The organism is Lactobacillus sp. UMNPBX4, assembly GCF_002554115.1.
Lineage (GTDB): Bacteria > Bacillota > Bacilli > Lactobacillales > Lactobacillaceae > Lactobacillus > Lactobacillus gallinarum.
In genome coordinates, this window is record NZ_PCZF01000002.1 from 71,580 (window position 1) to 87,534 (window position 15,955).

The 15,955-nt window shown below is 35.3% G+C and carries 15 protein-coding genes, 1 pseudogene and 1 riboswitch; of the genes and pseudogenes, 11 read left to right on the top strand and 5 right to left on the bottom strand.

What is annotated here, in order from left to right; all coding sequences use genetic code 11:
- The first annotated feature begins 1 nt into the window (after window position 1).
- Window positions 2-706 carry a biotin--[acetyl-CoA-carboxylase] ligase gene (locus CP355_RS00915; RefSeq protein ID WP_087235560.1) on the top strand — a complete coding sequence of 235 codons (705 nt, stop codon included), beginning with the start codon at window positions 2-4 and terminating at the stop codon, window positions 704-706.
- Here CP355_RS00915 and CP355_RS00920 read toward each other — a convergent pair.
- Window positions 687-1,499, bottom strand: a complete 813-nt coding sequence (locus CP355_RS00920) for a site-specific integrase (RefSeq protein ID WP_098043688.1) — start codon at window positions 1,497-1,499, stop codon at window positions 687-689. The two genes, CP355_RS00915 and CP355_RS00920, sit on opposite strands and share 20 nt — an antisense overlap.
- A gap of 173 nt (window positions 1,500-1,672) precedes the next feature.
- A riboswitch (Fluoride riboswitch) is annotated at window positions 1,673-1,731 on the top strand.
- Between the two features lie 44 nt (window positions 1,732-1,775).
- On the opposite strand from CP355_RS00920, the gene CP355_RS00925 reads away from it, so the two are divergent.
- The 3 genes from CP355_RS00925 (at window position 1,776) to CP355_RS00935 (ending at window position 3,145) form a co-directional block, all read left to right on the top strand.
- A complete protein-coding gene (locus CP355_RS00925; protein ID WP_087176158.1) occupies window positions 1,776-2,159 on the top strand; it encodes a CrcB family protein in 384 nt (127 codons plus the stop codon).
- 1 nt (window position 2,160) lies between these two features.
- Window positions 2,161-2,538, top strand: a complete 378-nt coding sequence (crcB, locus tag CP355_RS00930) for a fluoride efflux transporter CrcB (RefSeq protein WP_087176157.1) — start codon at window positions 2,161-2,163, stop codon at window positions 2,536-2,538.
- A 112-nt stretch (window positions 2,539-2,650) separates the two neighbouring features.
- Window positions 2,651-3,145 carry a pyridoxamine 5'-phosphate oxidase family protein gene (locus tag CP355_RS00935; RefSeq protein WP_087176156.1) on the top strand — a complete coding sequence of 165 codons (495 nt, stop codon included), beginning with the start codon at window positions 2,651-2,653 and terminating at the stop codon, window positions 3,143-3,145.
- 17 nt (window positions 3,146-3,162) lie between these two features.
- On the opposite strand, the gene CP355_RS00940 is transcribed toward CP355_RS00935, so the two are convergent.
- Window positions 3,163-4,635: an APC family permease gene (locus tag CP355_RS00940; protein ID WP_087176155.1), complete on the bottom strand. Its 1,473-nt coding sequence runs from the start codon at window positions 4,633-4,635 to the stop codon at window positions 3,163-3,165.
- Window positions 4,636-4,861: 226 nt separating this feature from the next.
- Between CP355_RS00940 and CP355_RS00945 the strand changes: the two genes are divergently transcribed.
- Window positions 4,862-6,958, top strand: a complete 2,097-nt coding sequence (locus CP355_RS00945; protein WP_098043689.1) for a putative ornithine decarboxylase — start codon at window positions 4,862-4,864, stop codon at window positions 6,956-6,958.
- A gap of 15 nt (window positions 6,959-6,973) precedes the next feature.
- Window positions 6,974-8,233 (top strand): methionine gamma-lyase family protein, encoded by a 1,260-nt coding sequence (locus tag CP355_RS00950; protein ID WP_014918875.1) that lies wholly within the window; start codon window positions 6,974-6,976, stop codon window positions 8,231-8,233.
- Between the two features lie 64 nt (window positions 8,234-8,297).
- Here CP355_RS00950 and CP355_RS00955 read toward each other — a convergent pair whose 3' ends face one another.
- Both CP355_RS00955 and CP355_RS00960 read right to left on the bottom strand, forming a co-directional pair.
- Window positions 8,298-8,981 (bottom strand): TrkA family potassium uptake protein, encoded by a 684-nt coding sequence (locus tag CP355_RS00955; RefSeq protein ID WP_087176153.1) that lies wholly within the window; start codon window positions 8,979-8,981, stop codon window positions 8,298-8,300.
- On the bottom strand, window positions 8,974-10,314 hold the full coding sequence (locus CP355_RS00960) for a TrkH family potassium uptake protein (protein ID WP_098036295.1): 1,341 nt from the start codon (window positions 10,312-10,314) through the stop codon (window positions 8,974-8,976). Before CP355_RS00960 ends, CP355_RS00955 begins: the two co-directional genes overlap by 8 nt.
- Window positions 10,315-10,410: 96 nt before the next feature.
- On the opposite strand from CP355_RS00960, the gene recQ reads away from it, so the two are divergent.
- The gene (gene recQ, locus CP355_RS00965; protein ID WP_098043690.1) at window positions 10,411-12,183 is read left to right on the top strand and encodes a DNA helicase RecQ; all 1,773 of its coding nucleotides are present in this window, start codon (window positions 10,411-10,413) and stop codon (window positions 12,181-12,183) included.
- Window positions 12,184-12,275: 92 nt separating this feature from the next.
- On the top strand, window positions 12,276-12,725 hold the full coding sequence (locus CP355_RS00970) for a flavodoxin (protein ID WP_098043691.1): 450 nt from the start codon (window positions 12,276-12,278) through the stop codon (window positions 12,723-12,725).
- Window positions 12,726-12,955: 230 nt separating this feature from the next.
- Here the strand turns inward: CP355_RS00970 and CP355_RS00975 are convergent, their stop codons facing one another.
- The gene (locus CP355_RS00975) at window positions 12,956-13,588 is read right to left on the bottom strand and encodes a phosphatase PAP2 family protein (RefSeq protein WP_098043692.1); all 633 of its coding nucleotides are present in this window, start codon (window positions 13,586-13,588) and stop codon (window positions 12,956-12,958) included.
- A 100-nt stretch (window positions 13,589-13,688) separates the two neighbouring features.
- Between CP355_RS00975 and CP355_RS00980 the strand changes: the two genes are divergently transcribed.
- The 3 genes and pseudogenes from CP355_RS00980 to CP355_RS00990 form a co-directional block, all read left to right on the top strand.
- Entirely contained in the window at window positions 13,689-14,303 is a 615-nt protein-coding gene (locus CP355_RS00980) for a sugar O-acetyltransferase (RefSeq protein ID WP_098043693.1), read from the top strand.
- Window positions 14,304-14,427: 124 nt separating this feature from the next.
- Window positions 14,428-15,525: a serine hydrolase gene (locus CP355_RS00985; RefSeq protein WP_098043694.1), complete on the top strand. Its 1,098-nt coding sequence runs from the start codon at window positions 14,428-14,430 to the stop codon at window positions 15,523-15,525.
- A gap of 65 nt (window positions 15,526-15,590) precedes the next feature.
- Window positions 15,591-15,878: pseudogene (locus CP355_RS00990) on the top strand (pyridoxal kinase); the annotation flags it as partial.
- Between the last annotated feature and the right edge of the window lie 77 nt (window positions 15,879-15,955).

The window sequence follows — 15,955 nt, forward strand, 5'->3', positions numbered from 1 at the left end:
AATGCAAGTTTATCAATATGATCAGGTTGAATCTACACAAGATTTGGCTAAAGATTATTTGAAAAATAAAAACAAGAAAAAAGCGGCTTTTGTTGCCCAAAGCCAAACTAATGGTTATGGCAAACGAGGTCGCTTTTTCTATTCGCCCGCTCAAACAGGAATTTATTTTAGTATGGCTTTTCCTAATTTTGAAATTGTACGGGAAAAAATCAATTTATTAACGCCATGTATAGCCACCAATGTAGTTGATGTGCTCAGAAAATTTTATCCTCAAAAAGACTTCCGTTTGAAATGGGTTAATGATATTTATTTAAAAAATAAAAAGGTAGCAGGTATTTTAACGGAATATGAGAATAGTGGCTTAATAATTGGTGTCGGCATCAATATCGCAACGCACGATTTTCCAGAGCAGATAAGATTCAAAGCAGGGTACATTTCGGATACTCTTTTTGAGCATAAAAAAATGACCAATGAACTTTTACAAGCAGTTGATTTAGCAAGTAAAAATTATGGTCAAAATCAGTTTATGGAGCAATATCGCAAACTATCTTGGCTAATAGGTAAAAGAGTAAATCTTAAGCTGGGAAAAAAAGAAGTGACAGGACTAGTTAAGACTATTGATGATGCAGGAAAGTTGGTTATTTTAACAAATAATGAAGCTCATAGCTTTTCGAGTGGAGAAGTGACTAAGGTTGAGTTAACTTAAATTCCGTAGTTTCAACATAGAGCATCATATTTTTGCGGTAGTAGTTCAGAGATTTAAGAGGGATGCGCAATGTTTTGAGGATTTCTTCGTCTGAGAGCTTAGGATTAGATAGAATTGAGTAAACAAAGCTCATGCGTAATTTATGACTAGTTAGTTGCATACCAATTAGATCACGATCTGGTGCGATTTTTTGATTGATATTAAAATCTGAAGCATAGTGATCGCCACTTTTGGTTGCAAAAATATATGGGTTAGCATCTTGTGAAAAGTCAGTATGGGCTTGTAGATATTTCTTTAATTGTGAATAAGAAACTTGATCAAGCAGAGTGTTAATGCGCATAGTTAATATTTCAGCTGGCTTGTAGCCGAGTGAAATAGCTGTCATCATCTTAATAGTTTCTGGATGTAATTTAGTCATTTTAGTCAATTCTGACAAATGACCCATCCAGTTGATAACGTACTTTTGTTTACGATCAAATTTATTTCCACGTAATGTGAAAAGTGGGTAGGAATTTATAAAGCCATATTCGGCCAAAAAGACAAAATACATTTTTAAGTGACTGAGATACTTGTTAACTGTATTGCTCTTGAAGTGCATCTTTTGTTCAAGAGAATCTAAAAAGTTGCGAATGTCGCTCGTGGTAACTTCATTGATAGAAGCACTGGGGCCGATATTAGTGGCGTAATAATTCCAAAAAGTAGTGATTGATTTAGCAGCAAGTGCAATTGTAGAAGGCGCTAATTGCTTTTTTTGTTTGCAATATGTTTGAAATTTATCTTCATAGGGAAACATTGCAAAAATCCTTTCTTGAATTTTTTATTTTATTATATCATATCATCCTTAAGTAGATTGTTACTAAATTCTACTTTAAAAAATAAAAAGCTAGGTTTCACTTCGTTCAACCTAGCAAATCAAAAAATAGTAACTTGCGAAACCTGAAATTAAGTTGTATCATCATATTTGTTAACTAAATAGGTGATGACGTTCACCATTAACCGAGTAATCTAATGACGTCTACTTTATCCAGAGGGATAGAGTGGACGCTTTTTGTTTGGGGGAATGTTTTTAATGAAAATTAGCAATTATATTAGTATAGCCTGTTTTGCCTTTTTTGGTGGCATGGCGCGCTATAGCTTAAATGCTCAATGGAGTTTTTATGGTACCTTCTGGGGAAATATCATAGGTTGTTTTTTATTAGCCTTTTTCACTTACTTTTTTATGGAATTTAAAGATTTCCGTCAATGGTTAACTGTAGGAATTGGTACGGGCTTTGTGGGGGCTTTTACAACGTTTTCTACTTTTAATTTAGATATTTTAAAAAATATTCAAGCCGGTTTACCATTGACTGCTTTAATTTATTTTTTGAGTTCAATTATTTTTGGCTTTATTTTTGCCTTTTTAGGTATGAGAATCGGCAAAAACGTGGGAATGTTGCTTAGAAAGGAAGATTAAAGTGGAGATTCTATTAGCAGGACTTGGTGCGTCAATTGGTGCGATGATTAGATATGCAATAACTAATTATGGTAAAAAACATTGGGAATGGATAGGTAAACAGTTTTCTAATTTGCCAACTCCCACATTGTTTATTAACTTAACGGGGGCACTTATTTTAGGCATTATATTTGGTCTTGGAACCAATGTCTTTTTCTATTCCTTAGTTGGAACCGGTGTATTAGGCGGTTATACAACTTTTTCGACAATGAATACTGAATTAGTTGAATTATATAAAAGTAGAAATTACCATGGCTTGATTCTTTATGCAGTGACCTCATATCTGGGGGGAGTAATTTTAGTTTTCATAGGCTTTTGGATAGGACAACTGTGTAAATAGATTCAATAATTAAGTTATTCTAAATATGTAGTATATTCATTGACACTATGTCACTTAAGAAATAAAATCTTTATTAAAGATGTAATAGAGTGATATAGAAATGGAAAAAACAATGAGACAACACGTTCCTGAATTAACTGATGATATTGGTAATGATGAATTTTTGGATTTAATTGTAGATTGCTTTCATTCAGCAATTTTTGGTACAGTAGATGAAAACGGAGAACCACATACCAATGTTATAGACATCGATTTTAATGAAAATGGTCGCTTAATTTTCGCTACTACGAATCAAAAAAGTTTTTACCGTAATCTAAAAAGACATAATCGCGTATCTATCACAGCATTACGTGGTCGAGAAACTTTAACTAGCGTAGGTTTTACTTTGCAAGGATATGTTGATGAAATTAGTCCGTCTTATTTGAATAAAATTTTTGAAATTAAGCCGGAAATGCATCATATCTATGCAAATAAGACAGAAGACTTTGATACATTAAGAGCTTTTGCATTAACACCTGTGATTGGATCAGTGTATGATTTACGTGAGAAAAAAGTTTTTCAAAAGCAATTCGATTTTATCAACCAAAACAAAGAGGAGATGGCTTAGCGCCATCTCCTTTTTTATTATATATTCATTTCACGTTTTTCTTCGCGCTTACGTAACCATGGAAGCAAGAATCCTAAACCGAAGAGAACAATTACCGTAATGATATTCATAAGTAATTGGTGGTTAAATGCAGCACTACCAAATGTTGCCTCAGCTTCTTGAGGAATGAATCCTAAAGTTGCACAGATGAAAGTGAAGATCAAGCACCACCAGCCCATAATTAGAGCACCAGTCTTGTTTTTGATAAAGACATAATCTGAATGGAACTTTTCTTGGTGCATTCTTAACATTACGAAAGCAAAGAATACCCAACAAGTCTTATATGGTGAAATAATACCATTAATATTTAAGAGCCAATTATAAATTGAGTTAATGTTTGGCAAAGTACCAGTAAGTAAGAGTAAGAATAATGCTAAGCCACAAGTTAAAGTATATGAGTGAACTGGACGACCGGTCTTATCCTTTTTACCGGTTAACCACTTAGGCATGTATCTATCAGCAACGTCACCAGCAAATACACGGCTTGAAGCATCAAGCAAAACAGCTAATTGAGCCATCATGAAGAGAGCTTGGACAACTGCAAAGATGTACATCAAGATTTTACCCCAACCTAAACTTTCACCTAAAAGTTGGAAAGCGTAGTAAGGACCATTCATCTTGAAATCATGTGGGATGTGGTGTGCGTTAAAGAACATTGCTAAAGCTAGGGTACCAAAGATAGTTAAGAAACCAGTCATTAATGCCAACATCCACATTGCTTTAGGAAATTCGTGCTTAGGATCACGCATTTGCACAATGTAAGGAGCAGCAAGTTCAGCACCGGACATAGCAAAAATTAATAATCCGGTGGTAGAGAAGTAACGCAAACTAAATGATGGTTTGAATGCACCCCAGTTAAATGGTTGCGTGGCAATATGATGACCATGCATTACTGCCCAAACAGCAAGTAAAACAAAGAGCATGGACATGATGAACATTGCACCACCACCGATTAATGAGAGCAGTTCAAGTGAATTCTTAATGGCATTTTCAATCAAGATAAAGACTAAAATGATTACGAAAGTAAGAATTCCAAACCAGAAAGTAGACATATGCTTGTCTAGCGTGTTGTTTCCTAGAATAATCCAGGAGAATGACACGATGACTGAGTTAGAAACGTCAACTAAGTATGGTACAGTTTGAACCCAATACATCCAAGAAGTCCAGTAACCGAGAGTGTCATTAGATGAATGACGTACCCATGATGCTAAACCTCCGGCCTGATCTGTAAACGTTAATCCCATTTGACTGGACATAAGAGCATAAGGAATAACGTAGGCAAATAAAAGGAAAATCCAAGATACAACTACAGATAATCCTTGGTTTTGAAATGGATAGAAGATGTTTTCAAAACTGATGATAGTAACAAAGTCGATTAATGCGATGACCGGCCAGCTCATATAATGTTTTTTGCCGGGCTCAAAATTAATGGTTTCTATTTCCTCTGACATAAAAATATTTTCCTCCAAGTATTTATTCAATTACATTTAAATATCTTTATGTTCAGGGGGCGAACAGGGCAAGTGCACTTGTTTAAAACCTCCAATATTTATATAATATGTACCGTAATTTGTGAAGTGATTCAGAAACTACATAATACTGTAAAAAGATTATAAAGAATTATTTAAGTTTTGCAACTTGAATTCGTAATTTGTAATAAAAATGGAAAGGAAAAGCATGGATTTTTTGAAAATAGCGTTCGGAAGCGGCGTTAATTTAAGCAAAATAAAAAATTGGGAATCAGTTCCTATTGATCGAGTTAAAAATAGTGCAGAAATAGCTGCAATTGTAATTCAAAATAAAGATCCTAATGCGCAAAAGCAAGCCCAAGCGTTAAGAGATCAATCTGGCTTTTCCATTCCAATAATTGAAGTTGATAGGCAAGTTTCAACAGCTGATCGAGAAAAAATTGTTGATCTGGCAAAAAATTATGAACAGAAAATGGTGCCAGGTTTTTTGACTGATCTAATTAATTTTGCGCAGGCAAAACCGATTAGTTTTACTACCCCAGGTCACCATAATGGTCAGTATTATGATAAGCATCCAGCAGGTGTTGTTTTCAATAAGTTCTTTGGTAAGAATTTAATGTTTGCTGATACTAGTGATACTGTGCCTCAGCTGGGTGATACTATGACTCATGCAGGTACACCACTTGATGCTGAAAAATTAGCTGCAAAAACTTATCATGCAGATAAGGTTTACTTCTGTACTAACGGTACAACTAGTGCTAATTCAATTTGTGCCAGCGCACTTTTATCTGAAGGAGATTTGGTTTTATTTGATCGTAATAACCACAAGTCCTTGTATAACAGCGCATTGGTCATGAGCGGTGCTAAGCCGGTTTACATTTCAACTGATCGTAATGCTTTGGGGCTGATTGGTGAGATGGATCCTGACTTTTTGACTGAAGACAAAATTAGAGCTGAAGTAGCAAAAGTTGATCCAGAAAAAGCCAAGGCTAAGCGTCCATTTAGATTAGCAATAGTGCAGGCAGAAACCTATGATGGCGTATTCTATGATGCAAAATGGATTGTAGATCGAATTGGTAAACTTTGCGATTATATTTTGTTTGACTGTGCTTGGGGCGGGTTTGAAGAATTTGTACCAATTATGAGACACTTGTCACCGCTTCTTTTAAATCTGGGACCGGATGATCCGGGAATTTTAGTAACTCAATCCTTGCATAAGCAACAAGCAGGGATGGCTCAAGCTTCACAAATTTTGAAAAAGGATTCGCATATTAAAGGGCAAAAGCGTTATGTGGACCACAAACATTTCAATCATGCTTATTTGAAGTTTGTTACTTCTTCATATGCATATCCGTTATATGCATCCCTTACAGTAAATTCCTATGTCACTGCTGGTGAAGGAAACAAAAAGTGGTGGGCAGACACCCTACGCATGGGCATTGAATGGCGCCAAAAGTTATTAAAGCAATCTAAATTATTTAAGCCATTAGTACCTGACAATTTTGCTGAAATTCCTACTGCTGATTTAATGAATGAAGCTAAATACTGGAACATGAGTCAAGATGACGATTGGCATGGCTTTAGAAAAATGGGCAGTGGTGAAGCTATGATCGATCCACTCAAGATTACAGTTAAAACTCCGGGCATTGATGTCAAAAATGCTAAGTATGAAGAAACCGGTATTCCTGGTGCGGTAGTTGCAGAATTTTTAATGGAAAATCATATTATTCGTGCCAAAAATGATTTGAATTCTTTGCTGTTTCTTCTAACACCTGGTGATTCACAAGAAGAATTAGATACTTTGCTGGATGCCTTCTTAAAGTTTGAAAAGTATTATGATGAAGATGCTTTGGTAAAGGATGTTTTACCATTTTTATATCAAGAATATCCTGAGCGTTATCATGGTTATACGTTGAAGCAGCTCTGCCAGAAAATGCATGAGTATTATAAAGAAAATAAAACTTTTGTCCTGCAGCAAGAGTTGTTTGCTAAGCCTAATATGCAAAATTACCAAATGACACCGGCTGAAGCTGACCAACTCTTTAAGAAAGATCAAACAGAATTAGTTGATCTTGAAGATGTAGTGGGCAGAACGGCAGCTGAGGGTGCCTTGCCATATCCACCAGGAGTCTTTATCGTTGCACCAGGTGAAAAGTGGGGAGAGATCGATCAAAAATACTTTGAAGTTTTGGCTCATGCGATTGAAAAATTTCCAGGCTTTGTACCAGAAATTCAGGGCGTTTACTTAGAACCACAAGAAGATGGCAGCATAAAAGTGCAAGCTGAAGTTATCAAGGATAGATAAATTAAGGAGTAAGAAATGAGTTTTTCATGGAAAGAAAATTTACCACAAGAATTAAGTGATAAAGTTACTAAAGTAGAAAAAATGATCCAACCTCGCATTGATGAGATTGATGAACAAGTTTTATATAATCAACAACGTGTACTTGATTTGTTTAGAAAGCATCATGTTGGTGAAGAAGACCTCGTGCCTTCAACTGGTTATGGTTACGACGACATTGGCCGTGACAAGATCGAAGATATTTATGCCGATTATTTCAAGACTGATGATGCCTTAGTTAGACCACAATTCGGTTCAGGTACTCATGCCATCACTGTCGGTCTCTTTAGTATGTTGCGCCCAGGCGATACTCTTTACTATTTGACAGGTACCCCGTACGACACGATCCAAGAAGTAATTGGTCTTGCTGGTAATAAACCAGGCAACATGAAGGAATGGGGCATCAATTTCAAGACAACTGAATTAAAGAATGGCGAAGTTGACTATGAAAATGCTAAAAAAGATTTGCAAGACAAGTCAATTAAAGTAGTAGCCATTCAAAGATCTTTGGGTTATGCAACTCGTAAAACTTTTACTATGGACAAAATCAAAAAGATGCTTAAGTTCATCAAGGAAGTTCGTCCTGATGTTAACATCTTTATTGATAACTGCTATGGTGAATTTTCTGAATGTGAAGAACCAACTTTCTACGGCGCAGATATGATGGCAGGTTCACTTTACAAAAATGCGGGTGCTGGTTTAGTAAAGGGTGGCGCATTCTTAGTTGGTCGTCAAGACTTAATCGATGGAGCAGGTTCGCGTTTAACTGTTCCTGGTGCTGGTAAAGGTGAAGGCGCAACTTGGGGCTATTTACGTGATATCTACCAAGGATTCTTCATGGCACCACATACAACTGGTGAAGCACAAAAAGGAATGGTCTTTACAGCTGCATTGTTAGAAGAAATGGGGATGCAAGTATCACCAAAGTGGAGTGATCCACGAAGCGACATTGTGCAAACCGTAACCTTTGGTAAACCAGACCCAATGGTTAAATTCTGTGCGGCTATTCAACACTACTCACCAATGAACTCATTTGTTGATCCAATTCCATATCACCAAGATGGTTATGAAGATGAAGTTGTCATGGCATCAGGTTCATTTGTCGAAGGTTCAACTATTGAACTTTCTTCAGATGGTCCACTTCGTGATCCATACATGCTTTATATTCAAGGCGGTTTGTCTTATGCACATGATAAAATTGCGATTACGCATGCCGTTGAAGAAACCTTTTATAAGTAAATAAAGTTTTGACCAAATTAAAAGGCCTTGAGAAATTCTCAAGGCTTTTTGTAATGCTCTATATTTATTTATCTTCTTGTAAAATTTCATTAATCTTCTGCACGGCTTCATTTGACCCTATCAAAGTGATCCGATCATGCGGATTAATAATGTCAGTAGCAAGAGGAACTTGATTCAATTTACCATTATGAGTAATGCCGATGATGTTCACATCGTAATTTTTACGGAAGTCCAAGTCACCTAATGATTTGTTAAAAAAGCTAGGGTTTTCAACGCTAACTTCGACTAAAGATACGTTTTTAGAAAGATTGAAATAGTTGACGACATTAGGATGAAGCTGATGAAAAATCAATTGTCTGGCCATATCTTGTTCAGGTTCAATGACGTGATCAGCTCCGATCTTTTCTAGAACTAAACGGTGATTATGATTATTAGCTCGGGTAGTAACATCTGGTGCACCAATCTTTTTAGCTAACATAGTAGTGATAATACTACCTTCCACGTTTTCGCCCATAGTAACGAAAACGTGATCAAAAGAACCGATATCAAGATCACGTAATTCCTCTTCATCAGTGGCGTCAGCAATTACAGCATGTGTAACCAAATGAGCGACATCATTAACGACCTCTTCATTTGAATCTACTACTAAAACATCTTGATCAGCTTGTAAAAGCGCCATGGTCAGTGCCATGCCAAACTTTCCTAAACCAAAAACTGCAAAACTTTGTTGTTGATGTAAATTAGCCAATGATAATTTCCTCCTCTGGGTAACGATAACTTTGTTTAGCAGGATGAGATTTGAAAATAGAATACATAAAAGTATAAATGCCAACTCGTCCGATAAACATTAAAGCAATAATAATAATTTTTCCAAATAAATTAAGGTGTGGAGTAAGACCGAGAGTTAATCCAACGGTACCAAATGCAGAAACTGCTTCAAAAACTGCTTCGATAATGCCATTATGAGGTGAGAGTGGTTGCGTCATAGTTAGCAATAGTGTCGCAAAAATAATTAATAAAATTGCAGAGCAAAATAGGGTTAGGGCACGATTAATATTATTACGAGTGAAGCGACGATGAGAAAATGATGCTTCTTTTCCAGTAAAGGTTGCTAAACTCTGTAAGAATAAAATCCCTATTGTTGACGTTTTAACACCACCCGCAGTAGATCCAGGAGCTCCACCAATGAACATTAAGATAATAGTAATTACAATGCTAGCTGCACTAAGCTTAGTATAAGGAATTGAAGCAAAACCAGCTGTTCTTGGCGTTACTGCCAAAAATAATGTGTTGAAAAATCTCTGAACAGCGTTGAGATTGCCATCAAATTGTTTAAGATTTTGTTCACTAATTAAGAAACCGATTATTGATAATATTAAAATAATTATGCCAACTGTTAATACCAATCGAGTATGTAAGGTAAGCTTATGATGAATGTGATATGTTAACAAGTCACGCCATACTAAGAAACCAAATGAACCAGCACCGATTAAAAGCATAATAATAGTTAGAAAATAGGGATTATTATTAAACTGTTCAAGAGATGGTCCGAATAAATCAAATCCTGCATTACAGTAAGCTGTTACCGAATGAAAGATGCTATACCAAATACCTTTTCCTATCCCTAATCGCGGCTTTAAAGCGATAAAGAGTAATATTGCCCCTATCAGTTGAACGACCAAGGAAAGTTTAATAATCAATTGTACTATTCGAAGTTGAGAAGGACGATTAAGGTTTAATGCTTCTCCAGTTAGCATTCTTGCGCCTAAGCTCATTCGTTGATGAGCAAAATTACTGAGCATAACTGCAAAAGTCATGAACCCTAAACCGCCCACTTCGACCAGAATCATGATAATTAATTGACCAAAGAATGACCATTGTGTTGCTGTTGTAACTGTACTCAATCCTGTAACACAAACCGCTGAAGTAGCAGTAAAAAGTGCATCAGAATAATTAGTTGTTTGTCCCGCTTTATTTGCAAAAGGTAGTGATAATAAAATGCTTCCGATAATTATCAGAGTTAAAAAACCAATAGTTAAAGCGAGCGAGAATGTGATACGTCGATGAAAAAGATGTATCAATTTTTTTCCTTCTTTCTTACATATAATACTTCAATTATAATCCTTAATGGACTCTGCTAAAATAAAGAAAATGTTTCAAATAAGTTAGGAAAATTTATGAATCCAGAACAAATTTTAAAACAAACTTTTGGCTATTCTAGTTTTCGTCCCGGTCAAAAGAAAGTAATTGATTTAATTTTAAATAGAAAAAATGTCTTGGCAGTTATGCCAACAGGTGCAGGTAAATCGCTTTGCTATCAAGTTCCTGCTTTAATGAATCCTGGTATTACGCTGGTTATTTCACCGTTAATTTCTTTAATGAAAGATCAAATTGATTCTCTAAAACAAAATGGTATTAACGCCGCGGCATTGAATTCAACCACCCCGCAAGAAGAAGTAAATCCTATTTTACGTCAGGCATATGAGGGAAAAATCAAACTAATTTATATTACGCCTGAGCGTTTGACGATAGATTATTTTAGATATCAGCTTAACTTCTTGGATGTTGATTTGGTCGCAGTGGATGAAGCGCACTGTATTTCACAGTGGGGCCACGATTTTCGCCCGGCTTATAGACAAATTTTTGAAGGAATTAATTCTCTTAAAAGTAAGCCGAATATTTTAGCATTGACGGCAACCGCCACTCCAGCAGTTCAAGATGATATTGGACAACAGTTAAATATCCAACGAGAGAACTTTATTATTACTTCATTTGCTCGTCCCAATATCAGTTTTAAGGTGGTTAATTCTCCGCAAAATACTCAGCTTTACATTGCGCAATACATTAAGGCTCATCCTGATGAAGCCGGGATTATTTATACTAATACTCGTAAAAAAGTTGAATCTTTAACGGATTATCTTGCTAAAAAAGAAATTTCAGTAGGCGCTTATCATGGCGGGATGAATGCAAAAGAAAGATCACAAGTGCAAGAGGCGTTTCAATTTGATGAATTTCAAGTAATTGTGGCGACCAACGCTTTTGGTATGGGAATTGATAAAAGTAATGTCCGCTTTGTAGTTCATGCATCAAGTGCTCGCAACATTGAAAGCTATTATCAAGAAGCTGGTCGAGCCGGCCGAGATGGTGAAGAAAGTGAAGCAGTGATGATTTACCATCCAGGGGATTTGCACCAGTATCGCTATTTTATTGAAGAATCAGATGCAGATCAAAAATATAAGGAATTACAATATCAAAAATTCCAGGTGATTACTGATTACGTAAATACCGGTGAATGTCTGCAACAATTTATTGTGCGCTATTTCGGTCAAGATTGTCCGCCTTGTGGTAAATGTTCAAATTGTCTTAATCAAGGTGATTTGAAAGATATCACTACTGATGCCCAAAAGGTTATTGCGTTAGTTTATGAACTTGATGGACGTTTTGGTAAAAATGTCGTAGCTCAATGTTTAGTTGGTTCGACTAATCAGCGGATGCAGGAAATGCATGCGGAGCAATACGAACATTTTAATAGCTTAAAAGTCAGTCAAAAAGAGGCTGTAAGTTTGATTGACTATTTAATTGCCTCTGGATATTTAAAAATTGAAGGGACAAAATACCCTTTGCTCCATGTAACTAACCGCGGCTGGGATGTTTTAGATGGAAAAGCTATAGTAAAACGGCGGATCAGTAAGATTCAAAAGAAGAAGCAAATTTTTGATGAAGATGAAAATGTGAGTCTATTTGACGCTTTGAGAGAAAAACGCAAAGAACTAGCTAAAAAACAAAGAGTTCCTGCATTTATGATCTTTTCGGATCGTAGTTTACATGATATGGCCAAAATTAAGCCACAAAATGAAAATGATTTTTTAGAGGTAAGTGGTGTTGGTCAAGCTAAATTGAAAAAATATGGTCACACAATGCTTAATGTAATTAGACAATTTATAAATTAATAGGTTATTCTTTTTACATTGGCGGCTATAATTGGTAAATTATGATTATAAGGTTATTTATATCTATAAAATAATTAAAGGAAGGGCTAATTATGGCTAAGAAAACGTTAATTTTGTATTATTCATGGTCGGGCAATACTAAGAAATTAGCAGAAAAGATTCATACTCAAATTTCAGATAGTGATCTTAAGGAAGTCGATGCTGTTGACGGCACTTTTGATGCGGATCAATATAAAACCAATGATATCGCTTTAGATCAAATCCAAGCCAATAGTTTTCCAGATATTAAGCTAGATAATATTGATTTTAATAATTATGATTTAATTTTAATTGGTAGTCCTGTTTGGTCAGGCTATCCAGCAACTCCAATCAAGACCTTATTAGATCAAATGAAGGGATATCAAGGAGAAGTAGCCTCATTCTTTACTTCCGCAGGAGCTAATCGCAAGGCATATGTTAACCACTTTAAAGAATGGGCTAAAGATTTAAATGTGATTGGCGTAGCTGAAAATGACAGTAAAATCACTGAATGGGTAAATTAATTTTAGTTTCAATAAAATCAAAACAAACCACTTTATATTTCTTATTTAATCTGTTATCATAATAGCGGAGCGTGTGATGAGCGCTCCGAGGATGAAAAGGCTAGGCAAGATGTCTCTTATGGCATTTGCTGATAGGAAGAAATTTGAAGGTGTAGAAAAGCCACTAAGGACATTTTCCTTAGTGACTTTTTTTGTGCATAAAAAAACGCTAGAAAACTAGCGTTTTGGTTTTAAAAGTTATTTTTAGAAGTTCTAGGAGTAACTTTATCCCAGATAGCATCGATAATGCCAACCCACATTGCTCCAAGAGCAACAGAGCCACAAACATCTGATGGGAAGTGAGCATAAAGATATACTCTTGAAATCATGACTAAAATCAGCCAAACGATTAATAAAACATTCAACCAAATCTTGGCAGTTCTATTTCTTACTAATGCTGGGATTAAAATCATCATTAACCAAAAGACGATAATTGCCATTCCTAATGTGTGACCACTAGGAAAACTGAAGCCATCATCTGCGGCCAAGTGTTGCACAGGGCGGGCACGTTGAATAATGTGTTTTACCACCCATCCAAAAGCATCTGCAGTAATTAAAGTAATTACGATACTAAGCGAAAGAGGGCGTTGCTTTTTAATCCATAAAATAATGGCGATTAAAATCATCCATACTAAATCAACTTTAGTATCTGCTAAAAAAGTAATCTTTTTCATAATGCCTTGTAGATTAGGAATGGTATGAACAATTTGTTCAAAGAAATTGTCAAAACCATTAATCCAGCTGGCATGAATCATGATTGAGATTGCCAAGATCAAAAAGACAGGCAATCCAATACAAATAGCTGTAATATTTTTCTTTTGCATTTTTTCCTCTTTAATATATTATTTTTTAACAACAGTAACGAGTATATCATATAATTATTATTAATGATCAAAAAATTAAAAAGAATGCGGAAAAATAATTATGGAAGAAAATACTAATAACATGCTCGCTGGTAAACCATATCGCCCTGATACCGAAGAATTGGGACATTTTTCTAGTTTGGCACATCGTTTATCACGAGATTATAATTTGACAACTGATGAAGATAAGTTAGAAAGAAAAGCTATTATTGATCGGCTTTTTCCGGATCACGGAGAAGGGGTTTATTTGCAAGGACCGATCGAGGTAGATTATGGTCGCTTTACTAAATTAGGTGATCATTTTTATGCTAATTTTAATTTAACGATTCTGGATACTTGTCCAATTACCATTGGTGATAATGTGATGTGTGGCCCTAATGTTACTTTTGCTACACCTTTGCATCCCTTACTACCTGAACAAAGAAATCCTAGAATGCAAGCAGATGGCAAAATGGCAGATATTGAATATGGTGCACCTATTAAGGTAGGGAATAATTGCTGGTTGGCCAGCAACGTTACTGTTTGTGCAGGAGTGACGATTGGCGACAACTGTGTAATTGGAGCAGGTGCTGTAGTTACGCATGATATTCCAGATAATTCCTTAGCAGTGGGAGTTCCAGCTAAAGTTATCCGCAAAATTACGGAAAAAGATCATTTAGATGACTATCCATATTAATTATGAATAATTTTTATCTAATCTGTAACTTCACTGAAAAAAATAAATGCTAATATATTTTATAAAGAACTGATCGATTCTGGAGGGAATTAAAACGAAAAAAATTAATTTAAGAAAGGCATTAATTAAAACAGCCGCTTCACTTACTGTGGCTGCCTCTTTACCAATAGGTGGGTTAGCAGCCGCTAATCAAGTAAATGCCGCAAGTTATAATCAAACTGAAATGCGTAGTTTTGTTAGAAGTACACTGGCTAATTATTATGCACGAGGTACTACCGTAATTATTAAAGATGGTCATCCACAACAAATTAGTTATGGCTATGGCTATTATGGCAAGCGTCTTGGTGCTGGAAATAGAAAGGTTGTTTATCCTGTTTGTTCATTGCAAAAGGTAATTACGGCTGCAATGATTACACAATTAATCTATGCCGGAAAGTTTAATCAAGATACTAAAATTTCAACTTGGTATCCCAACTTAAAGGGCTCATCAGATATTACCGTTGGTAATTTGATGACGCACACTTCAGGACTTAAGGCTAGTGACACGGAAGTTAACCGTGGGTCCGTAGTTTCTGAAGCTAGTGCCATCAATTGGGTGGTTGATAAGTTAAATTCTACTAGTCAAAATAAACCAGGCAATTTTTCTTATAATAATACCAACTATATTTTGTTAGCAGGAATTATTCGTCAAGTTACAGGCAAATCATATAAAGATAATGTTAAAGAACGAATTATTAATCCACTTAATTTAAAGAGAACTTACTTCTTGGAAGATGTTCCTGCTGGTATGACTGATGGTATTTCTTATACCTGGAATCGGAAAAATTATCAATGGGCACAATATGTTAAAAAACAACAAGCTTCTCAATTAGTTGGTGCAGGTAATTTGTTCTCTACACCAATGGATTACTACCGTATTCAAGTTGGACTTACAAATGGAAAGATTTTGAATAAAACCGAGTATAATTACATGACTAACTTGAGTTCTAAATCTCCAAATGGTTATTCAGGTGGTATGTATATCAAGAATAACGGTGCCTTGAAGTCAGCATATGGTAACTTATACAACACTCACTTTGGTAATTGGATTCAAATGACATCTGATAATCAAAATGGTTTAATCATGTTTTTAAATCAAACTCAAAATGATGAAAATAGAAACAAAGCAATTGGTTACCAAATTTTAAATCATATCAAGCCAAATACATTCAATGCACGTTAAATTTTAATGTTTCCTGCTATTAACTATGTTAAGCTAATAGCAGGATTTTTTGATTGGAGTAAAAAATGATTGATGGGGGAGTATTAATCAGTCAAGATTTATCATGTATGGGGCAAGTTTCATTGAGTGTTGCCCTGCCAATTTTGGGTGCATGTGGGTTGAAGCCCACTGTATTACCGACTGCAATTTTATCAACGCATACTGGTGGTTTTGGCAATAATACATATTTAGATTTAAGTCATGAAATGACTCAAATCACTAAACATTGGCAAGAATTAGATATAAGTTTTAAAGCAGCGTATTTAGGTTATTTAGGTGAAAATGCATTAGATTTTTGGCTGCAAAATAAAGAGTTACTTAGTCAAAAAATTATTTCGCCGATTGTAAAATCAAATTGAACACTTTAGAAAAATAAAAAGTCCATCTGGAC